Origin of the sequence: Mesonia algae (assembly GCF_003253545.1) — a bacterium.
Taxonomy (GTDB): Bacteria; Bacteroidota; Bacteroidia; order Flavobacteriales; family Flavobacteriaceae; genus Mesonia; species Mesonia algae.
On record NZ_QKYV01000001.1, the window covers coordinates 45,571 to 64,451 of the forward strand.

13 protein-coding genes and 2 tRNA genes are annotated in these 18,881 nt (G+C 36.4%); 6 read left to right on the forward strand and 9 right to left on the reverse strand.

Annotated elements, in window-relative coordinates:
- Positions 1-134 precede the first annotated feature (134 nt).
- Positions 135-1,796 (forward strand): gliding motility lipoprotein GldJ, encoded by a 1,662-nt coding sequence (gldJ, locus tag LX95_RS00200; protein WP_111539415.1) that lies wholly within the window; start codon positions 135-137, stop codon positions 1,794-1,796.
- 69 nt (positions 1,797-1,865) lie between these two features.
- Positions 1,866-3,143, forward strand: coding sequence for a UDP-N-acetylmuramoyl-tripeptide--D-alanyl-D-alanine ligase (locus LX95_RS00205; RefSeq protein ID WP_111539416.1), 1,278 nt, complete (start codon positions 1,866-1,868; stop codon positions 3,141-3,143).
- 39 nt (positions 3,144-3,182) lie between these two features.
- Here the strand turns inward: LX95_RS00205 and LX95_RS00210 are convergent.
- The 9 genes from LX95_RS00210 to LX95_RS00250 form a co-directional block, all read right to left on the reverse strand.
- A tRNA-Val gene (locus tag LX95_RS00210) sits at positions 3,183-3,257 on the reverse strand.
- A 47-nt stretch (positions 3,258-3,304) separates the two neighbouring features.
- Positions 3,305-3,379, reverse strand: a tRNA-Val gene (locus LX95_RS00215).
- A gap of 63 nt (positions 3,380-3,442) precedes the next feature.
- Positions 3,443-4,660 carry a bifunctional folylpolyglutamate synthase/dihydrofolate synthase gene (locus LX95_RS00220; protein ID WP_111539417.1) on the reverse strand — a complete coding sequence of 406 codons (1,218 nt, stop codon included), beginning with the start codon at positions 4,658-4,660 and terminating at the stop codon, positions 3,443-3,445.
- Positions 4,661-4,667: 7 nt separating this feature from the next.
- Positions 4,668-5,528 (reverse strand): energy transducer TonB family protein, encoded by an 861-nt coding sequence (locus LX95_RS00225; RefSeq protein WP_111539418.1) that lies wholly within the window; start codon positions 5,526-5,528, stop codon positions 4,668-4,670.
- 2 nt (positions 5,529-5,530) lie between these two features.
- On the reverse strand, positions 5,531-5,920 hold the full coding sequence (locus LX95_RS00230) for an ExbD/TolR family protein (RefSeq protein WP_111539419.1): 390 nt from the start codon (positions 5,918-5,920) through the stop codon (positions 5,531-5,533).
- Between the two features lies 1 nt (position 5,921).
- Positions 5,922-6,623 carry a MotA/TolQ/ExbB proton channel family protein gene (locus LX95_RS00235; RefSeq protein ID WP_111539420.1) on the reverse strand — a complete coding sequence of 234 codons (702 nt, stop codon included), beginning with the start codon at positions 6,621-6,623 and terminating at the stop codon, positions 5,922-5,924.
- 85 nt (positions 6,624-6,708) lie between these two features.
- On the reverse strand, positions 6,709-8,178 hold the full coding sequence (nhaB, locus tag LX95_RS00240; protein WP_111539421.1) for a sodium/proton antiporter NhaB: 1,470 nt from the start codon (positions 8,176-8,178) through the stop codon (positions 6,709-6,711).
- A gap of 31 nt (positions 8,179-8,209) precedes the next feature.
- The gene (locus LX95_RS00245) at positions 8,210-9,436 is read right to left on the reverse strand and encodes a Glu/Leu/Phe/Val dehydrogenase dimerization domain-containing protein (RefSeq protein WP_111539422.1); all 1,227 of its coding nucleotides are present in this window, start codon (positions 9,434-9,436) and stop codon (positions 8,210-8,212) included.
- A 71-nt stretch (positions 9,437-9,507) separates the two neighbouring features.
- The gene (locus LX95_RS00250) at positions 9,508-10,581 is read right to left on the reverse strand and encodes an anhydro-N-acetylmuramic acid kinase (RefSeq protein WP_111539966.1); all 1,074 of its coding nucleotides are present in this window, start codon (positions 10,579-10,581) and stop codon (positions 9,508-9,510) included.
- A gap of 86 nt (positions 10,582-10,667) precedes the next feature.
- On the opposite strand from LX95_RS00250, the gene LX95_RS00255 reads away from it, so the two are divergent.
- The 4 genes from LX95_RS00255 (at position 10,668) to LX95_RS00270 (ending at position 18,633) form a co-directional block, all read left to right on the forward strand.
- Entirely contained in the window at positions 10,668-11,810 is a 1,143-nt protein-coding gene (locus LX95_RS00255; protein WP_111539423.1) for an acyl-CoA dehydrogenase, read from the forward strand.
- Between the two features lie 206 nt (positions 11,811-12,016).
- Complete coding sequence (locus LX95_RS00260; RefSeq protein WP_111539424.1) at positions 12,017-15,247, forward strand: T9SS type A sorting domain-containing protein; 3,231 nt, start codon at positions 12,017-12,019, stop codon at positions 15,245-15,247.
- 11 nt (positions 15,248-15,258) lie between these two features.
- Positions 15,259-15,453: a hypothetical protein gene (locus LX95_RS00265; protein WP_111539425.1), complete on the forward strand. Its 195-nt coding sequence runs from the start codon at positions 15,259-15,261 to the stop codon at positions 15,451-15,453.
- A gap of 153 nt (positions 15,454-15,606) precedes the next feature.
- Positions 15,607-18,633: a T9SS type A sorting domain-containing protein gene (locus LX95_RS00270; RefSeq protein ID WP_111539426.1), complete on the forward strand. Its 3,027-nt coding sequence runs from the start codon at positions 15,607-15,609 to the stop codon at positions 18,631-18,633.
- The last annotated feature ends 248 nt before the right edge of the window (positions 18,634-18,881 follow it).

Here is an 18,881-nt window from a genome sequence, read left to right on the forward strand (position 1 = left end):
AAGCTTTAGGCGTTTATCTAATTAAGAATTACGCAAAAAAAAGTAATATATCTGCTAAATTTTCAAAACAAACTTGTTAATTTCACGTTAATTACTATATTGCAAGCCCAAAATATTTACAAACTTACTGTGATATGAGATTAAAAACTGTTTTTAAATCAATCTTTTTAATTGCTATAACTGCTTCTTTTACGGCATGTAACAACTCTGAAGATTACAAAGACAATTCCCGTGCAACCGGATGGAGGCTCGATGGAAAAGATGGTAATTTAAAATACAAAACCGACTATGACGAGCAAGAAACCGGTCCCGGTTTAGTATTCGTAGAAGGAGGAACTTTTACAATGGGTAAAGTTCAAGATGATGTAATGCACGATTGGAACAACACTCCAACTCAACAGCACGTACAGTCTTTTTATATGGACGAGACAGAGGTAACTAACCGTATGTATCTTCAATATTTAGATTGGCTAAAGTACACTTTCGATCCAACCGAAGAAAAGTATAGAAATATTTATTACGGTGCTTTACCAGATACGTTAGTATGGAGAAATAGATTAGGTTATAATGAAACTATGACCAATAACTACCTTCGTCACCCAGCTTACCAAAACTATCCTGTTGTAGGTGTAAACTGGATCCAAGCTACAGAATTTAGCAAATGGAGAACAGACCGTGTTAATGAAATGGTTTTAGAAGAGAAAGGCTATACAGCAAAGGGAGCAAGATTTAAAGCTGACCCTGCTTCAACTTTCAACTCAGAAACGTATATCAACGCTCCGTCTAAAGTATATGGAGGTAACGACTCTTTAACAAAAGGAGGAAGAGCTTCAGCAAGACTTGTAGAAGTTGTAGATGAAGATTCTACTCATAATTATGTACAGCGTAAAGATGGTGTATTATTACCAGCTTACAGACTACCAACCGAGGCAGAGTGGGAATACGCAGCCTTAGGAATGTCTTCAGTAAGAGAGTACAACAAATATAGAGGTAGAAAAAAATATCCTTGGGATGGACAATACACTAGAGATGGTGGCCGAAGAAAAAGAGGAGATCAGTTAGCTAACTTTAAGCAAGGAGATGGAGATTACGGTGGAATCGCTGGATGGTCTGATGATGGAGCTGACATTACTGCTGAAATCAAATCTTACTCTCCAAATGATTTTGGAATCTACGATATGGCAGGTAATGTTGCCGAATGGGTAGCCGATGTTTACCGACCAATTGTAGATGATGAATTTAATGACTTTAACTACTATAGAGGTAACGTATATACTAAAAATGCAATCAATAAAGATGGTACGGTAAAAATTGTACAATCAGATAGTGTTATTTTCGATACACTAAGTAATGGTAGTATCATCGCTAGAGCTCTTCCAGGAGAAATTGCTCAAGAAGCAGTAACCTCAGAAGACACTTACTTAAGAACTCAATTCTCAGAAAGTGACAATAGAGACTTTAGAGATGGTGACCTTAGCTCAAGTAGAGATTACTCTGAAAGTGACAAGACTAGAATGTACAACTCTCCTCAACATAAAGTAAATGTACAAAAAGACAGTACGGGTAACGCTACTGGATTAGACAGACAATATGATACAGACGCTAACAGAACTACCTTAATTGATAATGAAGTTAGAGTTTATAAAGGAGGTTCTTGGAGAGATCGAGCTTATTGGTTAGATCCTGCACAAAGAAGATATTTCCCACAAGATATGGCTACAGATTATATCGGGTTTAGAAATGCAATGTCTAGAGTAGGTTCTAAATCTCAAAAAGGGAAAAGAGCTAGAGACTAATTATATTATTTACACATATCACAAAAAAGCCCTTTCGTCACGAAAGGGCTTTTTTTTACTTTTCATTCTATGGATATTTCTAAACTACATCAACTATTTTTAGACAGCACAGGAGTTTCTACTGATACTCGCTCTCTAAAAATCAACAATTTATTTTTCGCTTTAAGCGGAAATCAATTCAACGGAAACAAATTTGCAAAACAAGCTCTTGATAAAGGCGCGACTAAAGCAATTATAGATGACAAAGATTTTGAAAGCGAAAATACCATCTTGGTAAATAATTGTCTTGAAGCATTACAAGCTCTAGCAAATTATCATCGCAACTACCTCAAGATAGACATCATTGCTATTACAGGAAGTAACGGGAAGACAACCACAAAAGAACTCACCACAGCAGTTCTTCAAAAAAAATATCGGGTAGTTGCCACCAAAGGAAACTTAAATAACCATATAGGCGTACCCCTCACCCTACTTTCTATGACCAAAGAAACAGAAATAGGAATTGTAGAAATGGGCGCAAACCATCAAGGAGAAATAAGAGCTTTATGTGAAATTGCTGAACCAAATGTTGGCTATATTACCAATTTCGGGAAAGCTCACTTAGAAGGCTTTGGAGGAATTGAAGGTGTAATTAAAGGGAAAAGTGAACTATACAATTATCTAATTTCTAACCAAGGAATCATTTTCATAAATACTGAAGATAAAATTCAAGTAGAGAAATGTAATTCCTATCAAAATACCATTAGCTTTGGAGAAATGAAAGAAGCTAATTACGCCATTAGCAACCATTCTCACAACCATTCAGCTTCCATTACGCACGATAATAAAATTATCTACTCTCAACTCACCGGCAAGTATAATAGCGCTAATATGGCAGCAGCTACAGCAATCGGACTATATTTTAAAGTAGAGCTTAACTCGATTAAAGAAGCGATAGAAAATTACGTTCCAAGTAACAATAGATCACAAGTTATTGAAACTAATCACAACACTATCATCTTAGATGCGTATAACGCCAATCCTACCAGTATGGCGTTAGCTATAGAAAACTTAGACACTCTATCCTCAAAACAAAAAACCATTATCTTAGGAGACATGTTTGAAGTCGGCCCAACTTCAGATGAAGAACATCAACAAATTGTAGAGCTTTTAGAAAATCTAGATTTCCATTTAGCCATAGTTTGCGGTGAAAACTTCTACAAAACTCACACCGATAAAGTCATTTCCTTTAAAGAGTTTAATGAAATGAAATTATACGTTTCTCAACAATCACTAGAAAACAACACTATTCTAATAAAAGGATCTCGCGGAATGCAACTAGAAAGACTCTTAGAGCTATGGACATAAAAAAAAGGCTTCCTAGATTAGGAAGCCTTTTTTCTTGTGTGGGCGCGAAGGGATTCGAACCCCTGACCCCTTGGGTGTAAACCAAGTGCTCTGAACCAACTGAGCTACGCGCCCGTACATTATAGTAGATTAAAAAAACCTGAAGCAAACTCCAGGTTTAGTGGGCGCTGAGGGATTCGAACCCCCGACCCCTTGGGTGTAAACCAAGTGCTCTGAACCAACTGAGCTAAGCGCCCGCATATAATGCGAGTGCAAATATAATACATTTTAGAGATATCACAAGAAAAAGAATAAAACTTTTAAATTATTTCTGCCACTGTAAATGTACTTCCTCCCACATAAATAATTTCTTCTGAACCAGCATTTGTTTTAGCATGAGTTAAGGCCTCTGTAACAGATGTATACATTTTTCCTTCTAGGCCAAAAGCCGCAGCCTTGTCTGCTAATACTTTTACCTCCATTCCTCTTATCACATTTGGCTGACAAAAATAATAAATAGCGTCTATTGGAAACATAGGAAGAAGTTGATCTAAATCTTTATCATTTACAAAGCCTAAAACCATATGAAGCTTTTTAGGTTGTAACTTTTTTAACTGATGAAGGACTATTTCTAAACCTTCTCTATTATGAGCCGTATCTGCAATAACCTTAGGTTGATCTTGCAATACCTCCCACCTACCTCTTAATCCTGTATTCTGAACTACATTTACCAACCCATTTTGAAGATTCTCTTTAGATAAACTCCAGCCTTGATCTCTAAGTTGGCGGACTGCTACTGTTACGGTTTGCTTATTACTTTCTTGATAATCTCCTCTTAAATCAGATTCTAAGTTCACTTTCTTTTCATCCTCAGCAAATACGATAGGTGATTTCACTGAGTTTGCTTTTTGAATAAAGACATCTTTTGATTCTGCTGAAGTTTCTCCAATAACTACGGGAGTCTCTTTTTTTATGATTCCAGCTTTTTCAGTAGCAATTTGACTAATTGTATTTCCTAGAAATTGGGTATGATCCATTCCTATGTTGGTAATGATGGAAAGTATGGGGTTTACAATATTAGTGCTATCTAATCTTCCTCCAAGGCCTACTTCTATAATAGCAATATCTACCTTTTCTTGACTAAAATAATCAAAAGCCATCCCCACAGTCATTTCAAAAAAAGAAAGGTGTTGTTGCTCTAAAAACTCTCGGTGTGTCGCTATAAAATTTACAACAAATTCTTTACGAATCTCTTTGCCATTAATCTTAATTCGTTCGGTAAAATCTTTAAGATGCGGAGAAGTATATAAACCCACTTTATGACCTGCTTCTTGTAAAACTGAAGAGAGCATATGACTTGTAGAACCTTTCCCGTTGGTTCCTCCTACATGAATGCTTTTAAAATTATTTTGTGGTTGCTGTAAAACTTCCGCGAAAGCGAGAATATTGGTAAGGTCTTTTTTAAAGGCCGATTTTCCTTGGCGTTGGTACATAGGTAGCTGCCCAAACATCCAAGTTAAGGTTTCTTGGTAAGTCATAAAATTGTTACTCAGAAAGTTTAAACTCGTATTCGATATAACCCGTTTGCTTTACAGGTGCGTTGGCATCACTATTAAATTTAGTCGCCAAAGCTGCACGTTTTGCAGGCTCCATAAGACAGGGTGCAGTATTGGTTGTTCCCCGAGAACCAGCGACGGCGTTAATCACTTTTCCTTGTTGGTTCACTTCTATTTTTACTACAACTACACCAGACTCATTGCAGTCTTGCAGAAATTTTTCTTTATTTAGAGGTTTTCTTCCCCCTAGACGGTAATTACCATCTCCATCCAGACCTTTTCCTTGTCCGTAGTACGAACTTGCATTAGGGTCTCCATTGGGATCTCCTTTATCTCCAGCCTGATTATCATTCCCTTCTCCTCCATTTGCTTTTCCATCCTTTTCCGGACCGTTAAGAATACTATTTAAAGCATCTGAAGTTGACTTTTCAGGTTTAGGATCTGGTGCTTTCTCTGGTTCTTTTTCCTTTTGAGGTTTTACCTCTTTTACTGGATCTTGAACTTTCTTTTCCTTTTGAGATTTATCTTTTTTCGGCTCTTTTTCTTTTTCGATTACAGGAGCTTCTTCGGTATCTTGCGTAGCCACCTCTTCCTCTGACGGAGTACTCATTTCTTCTTGAGGCTCGTTAGGTGGTGTTGTATTTTGTTGGGGTGCCGATTTTACAGGCTCTGTAGGCTGAACATCACCTGAACCAACATTACTCGTTCCAAAATTAATCGCAATCCCATTTTCTGGCGGCGGATCTAAATAAGTGAAACCAAAAAACAATAACAATAAAATAAGACCCACTGATATTACCGTAGTAATGATAGCAGACTTCTTCTCGTATTTGGTTTCTAGTAAACTCATATTTATGGCTTTACAGCTAAAACTACTTTATATTTATTTCTCTTGGCTATATCCATCACGCTTACAGCATTTTGAATAGGCACACTTTCTTCTGCACGTAAAATAATGGTAGGATCTTCTTCTCCCGATAATCTTTTTTGCAGCTCTAGCTCCAATTGATCACTAGATACCTGATCTGAATTGATAAAAATTTCTAAGTCTTTATTAATGCTTACCGCTAAACTTTGCACATTACTTGTCTTCCCTTTTGCTTTGGGAAGAATAAGATCTAAAGCTTCTGGTGTAATTACCGGAGATGTTAACATAAAAAAGATAAGCAAGAGAAAAACGATGTCTGTCATAGAAGACATGCTAAACTCTGGACTCACTTTATTTCTTCCTCTTAAGTTCATATTATGCTGGTTCGTTTAGTAAATCTAGAAAATCTACTGCGGTAGCTTCCATTTGATGCACTACTTTATCGGTTTTCACTACTAAATGGTTATACCCAATATAAGCAACGATTCCTACAATTAGTCCAGCAACTGTAGTTGTCATAGCGGTATAAATCCCTTCTGCTAACGACCCCATTTCGGCTTGACCGCTACTGGTAGCCAATTCGTGAAAAGCCAAAACCATACCAATTACAGTTCCCAAGAATCCTATCATAGGCGCTGCTCCAGCAATGGTAGCCAATACACTTACATTTTTTTCTAATTTATATACTTCTAACCTTCCTGCATTCTCTATAGCTGTATTGATATCTTCTAACGGACTACCAATACGTGATATCCCTTTAGCCGTAAGTCTTGCTACTGGGGAATTTTCTTGAGCACAACGTATTTTCGCACCTTCAATATTGCCTGTCGCCACATTATCTTTAATTTGGTGCATAAAATTAGCATCTGTTTTTGATGCTGCTTTTACCGCAAAAAGACGTTCGAAATAAATATAAATTGCAGCAACAAAAAGAACAAAAAGAATAGAAATAATAATCGTACCCCCTAAGCCTCCACTAAAAAGTAAGTCCATAAAAGAAAGTGTTTTTTCCTCTACGACAGTCTCTCCATTTTGAGCAGCAGCTTCTGCAGTTTCTTGTAAAGTAATCGCCAACATAAGTTTTTTATTAAGTATCTAAATTAGTAACGAAAAAAAGGATTATAAATTATATTAATAGTTAAAGCTAAGTTATAATTTTCTTTTACAGAAAAAATAACACACCTAAATAACCAATAACACTCAACACAATAGTATAAGGTAATGCCATTTTTACCATTTTACCGTAGCTCAAATTAATAAGCGGTGCTAAAGAACTAGTTAACAAAAATAAAAAGGCAGCCTGACCATTGGGTGTCGCTACACTTGGCAAGTTAGTCCCTGTATTAATCGCTATTGCTAAACGACGAAATTGATCTGCAGAAATTTGGCCTGCATCAAAAGCGTTTTTCACTTCTCCTATATATACCGTCGCCACAAACACATTATCACTTATCATCGATAAAACACCATTTGCTACATAAAACACTACTGGCTGATGATCGGGTTCTAATGACAACGCCCAATTAATAATGGGGTGAAATAAATGCTGATCATGAATCATAGCTACAATCACAAAAAAGACCACAATTAAACCTGTAAAGGGTAAGGCTTCTTCAAAGGCTTTCCCTAAGCTATGTTCTTCAACAATCCCCATAAAAGCGGTTTGAATTACAATAAGCCCCAAACCTATAAAACCGACAGGCGCGATATGAAATGCAAGTCCGAAAATGAGAAATACCGCTGAAATCGCTTGGATTATAAGCCCGTATTTTTGCGAAGGGGTACGATTTCTATCCTTTTCTAAGGTATAATTTTCTATAATAGTTCTTGCTGGCCGAGGTAGTTTTCTTCCAAAACCAAAAGTCTTGGTAGTTTCTAAAAATATAGTGGTGAACATTCCCGCTACTAAAACAGGAAGAGTTATAGGCGCCATATGAACAAAAAAGGCAACAAAGTCCCAGCCCATCTTTTCTCCAATCAATAAATTTTGGGGTTCTCCCACTAAGGTACAAACTCCTCCTAAAGCAGTACCTACTACCCCATGCATAATAAGGCTTCGCAAAAATGCTCTAAATTCTTCAAGGGTTTCTCCACTCAGCTCTTTACGGTCTAATATACCGCTCGCGTTATAGTCGGTGTCGGCAGATTGGATTTTATGGTAAATTCCATAAAACCCAACTGCAACACTTATAAGAACAGCCGTGACAGTCAAAGCATCTAAAAATGCAGATAGAACCGCAGATAAGGTTAAAAACAAAAGCGACAAAATTACCTTTGATTTCACTTTTATAAATACCTTACTAAAAATATACATGAGTAAAGGCTTCATAAAATAGATCCCAGCCACCATAAACATCAGTAAAAAGATGACTTCAAAATTTTGAATCACTTCTACTTTTGCAGCTTCCGGGGAAGTTAACTTAAGTATCAATATTTCTATCGCTAATAAACCACCCGATTGCAGAGGGTAACATTTTAAGGCCATAGCGAGTGTAAAAATAAACTCTGCTATGAAAAACCAAGCGGTAAGGGTTGGTCCTAAAATGTAAAGCGAAAAAACATTAAAAATGAGAAAGAAAACTATGGTAAATTTAAACCATACAGGGCTACTCCCCAAGAAATTTTTTAACATGACGATAAGATTGAAACGATAAGCCCAAGGCTTACACCAATTGTTTTAAAGCTATTTCAAAAGCTGTTTTACTAATATTCGTTTTATCGCTATTATGGTCGAATGTATTTTGAATAGCATTTTTGATCGTCATAGAAGTATCATTAAAGATAGCCTCATCGGTCATTTGCACTTTTCTTTCCATAAAGTAAGCAAAAACTCTCGCCATACCACAGTTAGAAATAAAATCTGGAATTAAACTTACACGCTCATCGGTGTATTCCATAATATTCCCGAAGAAAATTTCTTTATCAGCAAAAGGCACATTCGCACCACAAGAAATAACTTCTAATCCACTCTCTATCATAGATGAAATTTGCTCTTTGGTAATTAATCGAGATGCTGCACAAGGCGCAAAAATTTCTGTATCTAAATTCCAAATTTTTTCATTGATTTCCGTAAACGGAATCATTTGATCTGAGACTAAGGTATTCCCATCTTTATTTAAGAAAAGTTGCTTAATTTCTTCAAAAGAGAAACCTTCTTCATTAATCAATCCGCCGTCTCTATCGATAATCCCAACTACTTTTGCTCCCATTTGAGCTAAGTAATAAGCTGCCGCAGACCCCACATTTCCGAATCCTTGTACTACCGCACGCTTTCCTTTTACTTCACCGCCATAAATCTCATAATAATGTCTTACGCCTTCCGCTACTCCGTATCCTGTAATCATATCGGCAACGGTGTATTTTCTAGATACATCTGGCGAGAAATCGGTATTTTCTAATACTTTAATTACCCCTTGACGTAATTGTCCGATTCTATTAATCTTGTCGGCTTCAGTAGGTTGAAAATGTCCTGAAAAAACACCTTCTTGAGGATGCCATACACCACAACTTTCTGTGATAGGGATTACTTCATGAATTTCATCTACATTTAAATCTCCACCCGTTCCGTAATAGCTCTTCAATAAAGGAGAAACGGCTTTATACCATCTTTCTAAAACACCTTTCTTTCTAGGATCATGCGGATTAAAATTGATTCCCGATTTTGCACCACCAATTGTCGGCCCAGATACGGTAAATTTCACTTCCATGGTTTTAGCTAACGACAATACTTCGTTCATATCCAAACCTTCACGCATACGGGTTCCCCCTCCAGCTGCTCCGCCTCGTAGTGAATTAATTACCGTCCAACCTTCTGCCTCAGTTTCAGAGTCTTTCCAGTTAAAAACAATTTCTGGTTGTTTATTTTCGTAGAGTTTAAGTAGTTCTTTCATAAGTAGGTTAATTTTTTGCTTCGCAAATATAAACAAACCAAAATGTTAAGAAGACTTTAACGCTTAGAAATTTAAGGAAGAAACACCTTGCCTGAAGAATGGTTTTTTGAAGCCCCAGTAACCGATTTTAGGACATTTACTTCCTTCTCCAGTTTTAGCAATCCTAAAAAACCAAAAATTAAAGCTTCTTTAAACTCTACAATTTCTTTAGAAGGGATGATCACTTCTACTACACTCATCGATTTTAAAAATTCAATAAGTGTTTTATTATATGCTCCTCCACCAGTAACCAATACTTTTTTAGAGGTGTCCTTTGCTAAATTATTAGCTATTTGCTGAGCTATATGATAGGTAAAAGTGGTGATTTTATGAGGTATAGAAATATGAGTTTCTTCCAACAAAGGCATTATATCTTTTACCACCCACTCTACCCCTAACGATTTAGGTGGTGATTTTTGATAAAAACTGAGTTCATTCAATTTTCTCAATAAGTCTTGATCTATTTCCCCCGAAGCAGCTATTCTTCCATCTTCATCATAATCTACACCCATCTTTTGAGATAACACATTAAGTACTGTATTTACAGCACAAACATCATAAGCTAAACGACTTCCATTTTCTTCCAATGAAATATTTGCAAAACCGCCTAAGTTTAAGCAATAATCAAATTCCGTAAAGAGCATTTGATCTCCTATAGGAACTAATGGCGCTCCTTGTCCGCCCAATGCTACATCTTCTACCCTAAAATCACACACCACCCGCATTCCTATTTTTTGAGCTAATACGGGTAAATTCCCTATTTGAATAGTGATTCCCGACTCAGGTTGATGCAAGACCGTATGACCATGAGAACAAACAGCATTTAAACTACTCACAGAAATGCTATGCCGACTTAAAAATGAGGAAATAACCGCAGCCAGCTCATCGGTATAGGCAACATCTAGATGAGTTATTTCTTCTTTGGATAAATGTGAGGCTTGAGCTAATCTATCTTTCCATTCCTTAGAGTAAGCTAAGGTTTCTGCCAAGAGGATATTAAAACCCCAGCCTTCTTTAGATTTTACAAAATCTATGAGCGCTAGGTCAATTCCGTCTAAAGAGGTACCCGACATGACACCTACTACCCGATAAGTTAAGTTTTCCATATCCGTAAAATTAAAGGTATTTGATTGAATTTTTAAACTCGAAGAAGTATATTTGCCACGTTTTATTAAATTTAAATCAACATCCAATGGATTTTAAGTTAACAGAAGAGCATTTAATGATAAGAGATGCTGCAAGAGATTTTGCTAAAAATGAGTTACTCCCTGGAGTAATTGAAAGAGATGAGAAACAGGAGTTCCCTACCGAGCAAGTAAAAAAGATGGGGGAGTTAGGTTTCTTAGGAATGATGGTATCGCCAGAGTATGGCGGTGGTGGGATGGACACAGTCTCTTATGTCTTAGCCATGGAAGAAATCTCTAAAATAGATGCTTCTTGTTCTGTTATAGTTTCTGTCAACAACTCATTGGTTTGCTGGGGACTTGAAACTTACGGTAATGAAGAGCAAAAGAAAAAATACCTTACCAAGTTAGCTACAGGAGAATCTATTGGAGCTTTTTGTTTAAGTGAACCCGAAGCAGGTAGTGATGCTACATCGCAAAGAACTACAGCGATAGATAAAGGTGATCACTATATCCTTAACGGAACAAAAAACTGGATCACCAATGGTAATAGCGCAGATTATTATTTAGTCATTGCCCAAACCGATAGAGAGAAAAAGCACAAAGGAATCAATGCCTTTATCGTTGAAAAAGGAATGGAAGGTTTTGAAGTAGGCCCTAAAGAACAAAAATTAGGAATCCGCGGAAGTGACACCCACACCCTTAACTTTAACGATGTTAAAGTACCAAAAGAGAACCGTATAGGAGAAGATGGTTTTGGTTTTAAATTCGCTATGAAAACCCTTTCAGGAGGAAGAATTGGGATCGCCGCACAAGCCTTAGGAATAGCAAGTGGAGCTTACGAATTAGCCAGAGATTATTCTAAAATTAGAAAAGCTTTTGGAACGGAAATTTGCAACCATCAAGCTATCGCCTTTAAATTAGCTGATATGCATACTCAAATTTCAGCAGCAAGACACTTGGTGATGAAAGCTGCCTGGGACAAGGATCAAGGAAACAATTATGATATGAGTGGCGCTATGGCTAAACTTTACGCTTCTCAAGTTGCTATGGATACGACTGTGGAAGCTGTACAAGTGCACGGAGGCAATGGTTATGTAAAAGAGTACCACGTAGAGCGTTTAATGCGAGATGCTAAAATTACTCAGATCTACGAAGGAACTTCAGAAATTCAAAAAATTGTAATTTCAAGAGGTCTTTTAAAGGACTAATAATTACTACCATTTATATACAAAACCTCATCATCACGATGGGGTTTTTTTTTAATGTATTCTAAAAAACAACACTTCTCTATACAGTTCAACTTATCAATTAACCCTTTAAACGAAAAACCTTGAAAAGATAGTTTTTAAGGCTTAAGAACTTATACATTTGGCGCTAATTACTTAAAAAAGAGTTCTAACCAATTTTTATTTGAATGAAAAAAGTTTACTTTGCGCTGAGTTTAATTTTATTGATCTCTAGCTATTCTTACAGTCAAATTACAGGAATCTATACTGATTACCAAGGTTTCTGGGAATCCAATTCTGGGAGCATTAACGATACCAAACCAGACAACTCACATCTCTTATTAGGGTTTAAGTTTAACGGAGTAACTTACTCAACAGGGGTAAATGATGCTGCCTTAACCGCAAATGCTGTTGGTTCTTTTACCGCAGATAATTTTAGAGGACTTCCACTTTCAGGATTATCTTCTAGCGCCTCTGGAGGATCATATTTTGTGGGCTTAGGTCAACTTTACGACGGATTAGATAATGCAATGGATGAGGACCCTGATAACCCTTTTAATCCTATCACTTCTGACGCAGATCTAGCCTACTTCCTAACCGATGGAGATAAAGGACTTGACTTAGGAACAGGTATTGCCAATACTCCAACTGGACAAGAAATTCGCTTTGATTTAAGTAGCAATAAAATTACACTTGCAGATATTAGCGACGGTATTCCAGATATAGTCGTATCTAATATAGCCCAACCTAGCGGCAATAATCTTGATAATTTAAAATTCGTTGACTCTAACGGTGACGTAGTAGGAGATGCAGTTGATATTAAAATGAATGACAATAGCACCAGCCCAATTGTTGGAAGCTGGTTGGTAGACTTCTATAAATTTAACAGCACTTCTGGAGGAGACGGTTATGTAAAAACGCAAAGAAACATTCGTTTTTTACCTATTGAGCTTTCTGAATTTAATATCGATAGTGATAACTACGATGATGTAGTAGCATTGGTATATACTGCAGGAGGAAGTTCAGATCCTGCATTTATTGCTTATAACGAACAATCTATCGGTGTAGCGAGTAAGCTTGCTATCTTAGCTCAACCTACAGATTCTGAATGTGACGGAACGATGAGTTCTAATTTTCAAGTAGAAGTTCAAGATTTTAATGGAGCTTTTATTCCTCAGGCAGGATTTCCCATAACTGCGTCTATATATTCAGGTCCTGGTGAACTTTTAGGGACGACCACAAAATTAACGGATGGAACAGGAAAGGTAATCTTTCATAATTTAGAATTTGAGATTGGAGGCGATCATCAAATTATATTTGAAAGCTCTAGCTTAGAACCTGCTATCACCACCAATATTGCTCAAGACCCTTCTTGTGGAGATACCACTTGGACAGGAGCTGTAAGTAGTGACTGGAGCAATCCAAGTAACTGGTCTAACGGCGTACCTAATGCTAATGTAAACTTAACTATTCCAAATACTTTTGGAGGTAGCCCTGTACCCAATTATCCGATTCTAGATATCGATGCTGGGGTAAAAAATTTAACTTTAGGTATCGGAGCAACGATTAATCTTAATGGGTTTTTATTTGCCATTGAAGGTACAATTGCACAAAACGGATCAGGAAATTTTATTGACGGTAGCACTCCAGGATCCAATTTATATTTTTCTGGAAGTAACCCACAATCTATCGAAAATGGACTTATTAATGGAAATCTAGCTCAACTAACTATTGAAAATTCAGCTGGAGTTGCGCTTAATACCACATTATCTATATCAGAAATATTAAAAATAAAAGAAGGAAATTTTAATACAAACGACAACCTTACGTTAGTATGCCATTTCACTCAGTTAAGAGCTGCTCAAGTTGATCGTGTAGAAGGTTCTATATCTGGTAAGATGACCATCGAACAATGCTTTCCAGCACGAAGAGCGTTTAGACTTGTTTCCTCACCAGTTACCACATCTAATTCCATTAGAGCAAATTGGCAAGAAGGTGCGTCTGCATACGATAACAATCCTAACCCAGGGTATGGAACTCATATAACCGGACTTGGGCCTAACCCAAATACTTCTGATGACGGGACGAACGGTTTTGACTATAATACAAGTGGAAATTCATCTTTATTCACATTTGATAATACTAACGCTAGCTGGAGTGCTATCCCAAGCACCTTGGTACCCTTAAACGCAGGTAACCCTTATCGTTTATTTGTTAGAGGAGATAGAAGTATTAATGTACTAGATAACTCGGCTATCCCAAAAGACACAAAATTAAGAGCTACGGGGGAAATTCAAACAGGCACAATAACTTTAACCAATTTTAATGCTAGTGAAGGAGCCTATAATTTCTTTGGAAATCCTTATGCCGCTGCTGTAGATATGAGAAAAGTTTTCAATAACTCACTAACCCTTAACACTACAAGAAGTTACTATATTTACGATCCTAACCTAGGAGGAAGTCCAACGGTTGGACAACCTGGAGGAAGAGGTGCTTTTGTTGCTATAGATTTAGATGATTTATCAAGTTCTGTTTTACAAGGAGCATCAGGAACTTCTGAAGGAAATCGTTTCTTACAACCTATGCAAGCTGCATTCTTTGTTACAAGTAATGAATCTGTAGCTCCGCAATTGGTATTTAGAGAAAGTGATAAAAATGTTGAAGCAACGGCTACCGATGTTTTCAGATCTACCCCAATAAATTACAATAGCATAGCGATCAATCTTTATACTCAAGAAGCATTTACAAATCATCAAACTCCTTCAGACGGTTTAAGAATTAGTTTCGCACCTCAGTTTGATAACGCTATTAATTATAGCGATACTCCTAAGATGGGGAATTTAGACGAAAACATAGCACGATTAGACAATCAAAACTACCTAGCAATTGAAAAAAGAGAGCTACCTACCGAAGATGAAGAACTACCTTTATTTATTAATCAATACCGTTATGATGACTACGTGTTAAGTATTAATTTAAATGAAACTTTTGAACATAATCTGTATTTAGATGATGCTTACCTTCAAACTTCTACTTTGATAGGAACAGGCACCAATGCGATTGCTTATCAAGTAGACGAATCTATTCCTGCAAGCATATCAGGTACAAGATTTACATTAAGATTTGGGGAAGCTAATTTAAATACTGATGCTCAACAAACAAAAGACTTTTACATTTACCCTAATCCAATATCAAACCATACACTACATATTGAATTACCACAAGCTTACAGCAGTAACCAACTTAGCGTGAGTATGCTTAATGTAATGGGACAAAAAGTACTTAGCAGAACTGTAGACACTACTGGAAAAAACAAAATTTCACTTAACAATTTAACTCTTCCTTCTGGTATTTACTATTTAACAATTACCCATAATGAGACGGGTCTTAATTACACAACTAAAGTCATCAACCCTTAAAAAAGGATATTATGAAACGTTATAAACAAATTATATATATATTACCGTTATTCATCTTTCTTTCATTTTCCAATTTAGCTTCTGCTCAATTACCTGGATTTATGGATGACGTAGATGATGAGACCCCTGCAGCTCCAATTGACCTGCTTATTTATACAGGTTTAGCCGCTGGTGCTGCCTTAGGCGTCAAACGACTAAAAAAATAATTTATATAAGGGTGCTATTTCAAATAGCACCCTTTTTTTTTACTATAAACCTAAGAATATTGCGTTTAATCGAAAATACTAAATAAGCATTCATCAAGAAGTTTTAGCACTATAAATTTGTGATTATATAAGTATCCATCAACGATTTAAGTTATGCTAAAACATTACATTCTCAAACTTCTTTTAGTTTTATTAAGCACATTTTATTCTATAACGTCTTCTGCTCAATGTACAGATGTTGATACAGATCCTTCACCAGGTAGCTTTGTGCAGGATCAATGGACCGCTTATGTCTACCAGTTCAACACTTACAATGCAACTAATTTTGATTATTCTAATTACAGAGGCTATTATATCGATGCTGGATATGGAATAAATAACTTAAATATAGATTCAGATACCTATTGGGGAATCAACTCTACCCCTAGCAGCTCTACGAACACTAGTTATGAGGGCTGTAGCGTAACCAACAATAACCATTTAGTTTCTTACAAACGAAAAGGATTTCCTACTGGAAATTATGTTATCAACCTAGCAGGACAAAATGGAGAAAGTGGGCATGATGATTCTGCAAAATTAATTATCGACGGAACAGAAGTATGGAGTCATAATAGTTGTTGTGACACGCATTACGGAGTTTGGTCTGGAGCGTTAGATAACACAACAGAAATTGAATTTGTATGGGCTGAAAATGCTGGAGCTTCCTATGGAAGACTTCAAATCCTTGAAGACACCACAACCCCTGATCCTGAAACTTTCGGAAATAATGAGTGGGTTGTAGCTGTTTTTGACGGAAACAGCCTTCAAGAATATGCTGGTAATTATACGCATACTGGACTAGATTTTAACACTTCTACCTTATGGGGAACGCCTAGTAATCCTTCGACTGCTCCTGGGTACACGGGTTCACCTGTTCAAAACGAAAATCATTCTTATATTTATAGACGAGAAGGCTTTCCTTGCGGATATTATCAATTGGATATTCCGCGACATGATGATGACGTGGTATTAACGATTGACGGTGTAGATGTTTATCAACGTAATGGTTGGGATAGCAATGTAGCAACACCTAATGTATGGCAAGGTTTTTTAGGTACAAATTCTCAAATTGAGTTTAGTGTAAAAGAATTCTTTGGAGCATCTATTGGAGCCCTAGCTTTCAATTATTTATTCGGTCCCGATAATGATCCTAATGAATTCGTGTGGACAGGTTCGATAGACACCGATCCTACACAATCAGGAAACTGGTGTAGCGGATTGCCTAGTGCGAACGGAACCTCAGATATTTTAGTTCCCGCTAATGTCCCAAACTACCCTAGTTTTCCTTCAACAGCTTCTATCCATGAGCTAACTATTAAGGAAGGAGCTCAAGTAGGCCTAACCTCCAATAACACTCTTAGCCTTACAGGAGATTTAAACAATTACGGAAGCATTCCCGCAGGGGCGACTAACCTAGAGTTTACTGGAGCAACACTACAAACCATCAATGGAAATTCTTTTGAGACAGAAAATCTAACAATCAATCAAGGTACCGATCTTGTAATTAACTTAGATACCAACCAAACGTTAAGGATCAATTCTATACTTTCAGTTGAGAATGGTAGCTTAGAAACCAATGATCAATTAACATTAGCTTGTAGATTTGATGACCTTACTCAAAGAGTAGCGCAAATTGACAATCTTAGCAATGGTACCATAACTGGAGAAATTACAACAGAACAATGTATCCCTGCGACTAGAGCTTTTCGTTTTTTAACCTCTACTGTAACAAGTACCAATACGATTCGAGAGGACTGGCAAGAAGACCCACTTAACTATACTGATAACCCTAACCCTGGATACGGAACTCACATTACTGGGGTAGATGGTGCTGCTGACGGTACTAATGGATTTGATTATACTCCTTCAGGAAATCCAAGTATGTATACGTTTAATAATACTACTTCTCAATGGGAGAAAATGCCTAACACCGATAACACCTCTTTAATAGCGGGAGTTCCTTATCGCCTTATGGTAAGAGGAGATCGTTCAACGGATATTACTTCTAATGCAAGCCTGCCATCAAATACGATCTTACGTTCTCAAGGTAACATTACCAGCGGTACAGTTACGATGAACAATTTTAACGATATGTCTGGTAGTGCTAATTTCTTCGGAAATCCTTATCCTGCTGCCATTGATATGAGTTTAGTATTAAAAAACAATATTAATACTACCAATTTTCAATCAGACTATTACATTTGGGACCCCACTATTGGCGGAGCTAATGGACGTGGGGCATATGTTACGATAGATATGGATGATAATTCTGCTACAGCAGGATCAGATGCTAATCAATTTCTACAACCGGGACAAGCAGCATTCTTATTAACAGGACCTGCGAATACAACCCCTCAATTAAACATTGAAGAGAGCTTTAAAAATGTTAATGTTAATCAAACTACTGTTTTTAGAACGCAAAATACTTTAGCTTCTATAGAATTGACTTTATTTCCAACTCAAGCCTATATAAACCAAGAAACGGCATCAGACGGACTAAAAATAAAATTTGATAGCAATTATCAAAATAATGCTAGCGCAGAAGATGCACCTAAATTTTTTAATCTAGATGAAACTTTTGCAAGCAAAGTTGGTAGTGATTATTTAGCTATCAATCGTCGTGATTTCCCATTAGATCAAGAAATTATACCTTTATTTTTAACGGGACACGTTTCAACTCAGTACACTTTAAAGATTCAAACAACAGAACTTTCTTCTTACGATGTTTATTTAGTAGATCACTATTTAACTACTGAAACTGAAATAACTTCTAATTCTTTCATTCATCAATTTAACGTTGACACGGAAATAGATGAAAGTATCAATCCTGAGCGATTTGAATTGAAGTTTGTAACCAATAATTTAACAAGTCAACAACAGGAGTTGAAGAAACTACAGGTTTACCCTAATCCAATTACTGAAGGATTAGTAAACATAGAAATCCCAACGTATTTCTCTAGTGATTTAGAGTTCATTATATCCAATATTACAGGGCAAGTTGTTTATGCCACCCAAAAGAGAATGGACTCCAATGGAAAGGTAAGATTATCAAACCTTCAATTAAGCACGGGAGTTTATATATTAGAAGTAATTGACTCTAAGAGTGATAAAAAACTTAGTCAGAAATTAATTATTCAGTAATAGAAATCTGCTATATTCAAAATGATTTTTACCTTCTTAAATTTAGGTAAAGCAGAAAAAATATAATTCCCCGGTAATTAATATAAAAACCATTGTTTTCAAAACCCTAAGCTTAGAAAAATTCTAATCTTAGGGTTTTTTCCTTTTACATCTTAACCAATGGTCATTTAGCCGAAAAACACACACCTTAATCGAATAATTAAAGGAACTCTATTTGATTTAAAGTATTGCTTTTAAATTTGTTAGAG

Excerpts from the sequence above, each read along its gene's own strand:
- gldJ (WP_111539415.1), top strand. The coding sequence starts at position 135 with ATGAGATTAAAAACTGTTTTTAAATCAATCTTTTTAATTGCTATAACT.
- LX95_RS00205 (WP_111539416.1), top strand. The coding sequence starts at position 1,866 with ATGGATATTTCTAAACTACATCAACTATTTTTAGACAGCACAGGAGTT.
- LX95_RS00220 (WP_111539417.1), bottom strand. The coding sequence starts at position 4,660 with ATGACTTACCAAGAAACCTTAACTTGGATGTTTGGGCAGCTACCTATG.
- LX95_RS00225 (WP_111539418.1), bottom strand. The coding sequence starts at position 5,528 with ATGAGTTTACTAGAAACCAAATACGAGAAGAAGTCTGCTATCATTACT.
- LX95_RS00230 (WP_111539419.1), bottom strand. The coding sequence starts at position 5,920 with ATGAACTTAAGAGGAAGAAATAAAGTGAGTCCAGAGTTTAGCATGTCT.
- LX95_RS00235 (WP_111539420.1), bottom strand. The coding sequence starts at position 6,623 with ATGTTGGCGATTACTTTACAAGAAACTGCAGAAGCTGCTGCTCAAAAT.
- nhaB (WP_111539421.1), bottom strand. The coding sequence starts at position 8,178 with ATGTTAAAAAATTTCTTGGGGAGTAGCCCTGTATGGTTTAAATTTACC.
- LX95_RS00245 (WP_111539422.1), bottom strand. The coding sequence starts at position 9,436 with ATGAAAGAACTACTTAAACTCTACGAAAATAAACAACCAGAAATTGTT.
- LX95_RS00250 (WP_111539966.1), bottom strand. The coding sequence starts at position 10,581 with ATGGAAAACTTAACTTATCGGGTAGTAGGTGTCATGTCGGGTACCTCT.
- LX95_RS00255 (WP_111539423.1), top strand. The coding sequence starts at position 10,668 with ATGGATTTTAAGTTAACAGAAGAGCATTTAATGATAAGAGATGCTGCA.
- LX95_RS00260 (WP_111539424.1), top strand. The coding sequence starts at position 12,017 with ATGAAAAAAGTTTACTTTGCGCTGAGTTTAATTTTATTGATCTCTAGC.
- LX95_RS00265 (WP_111539425.1), top strand. The coding sequence starts at position 15,259 with ATGAAACGTTATAAACAAATTATATATATATTACCGTTATTCATCTTT.
- LX95_RS00270 (WP_111539426.1), top strand. The coding sequence starts at position 15,607 with ATGCTAAAACATTACATTCTCAAACTTCTTTTAGTTTTATTAAGCACA.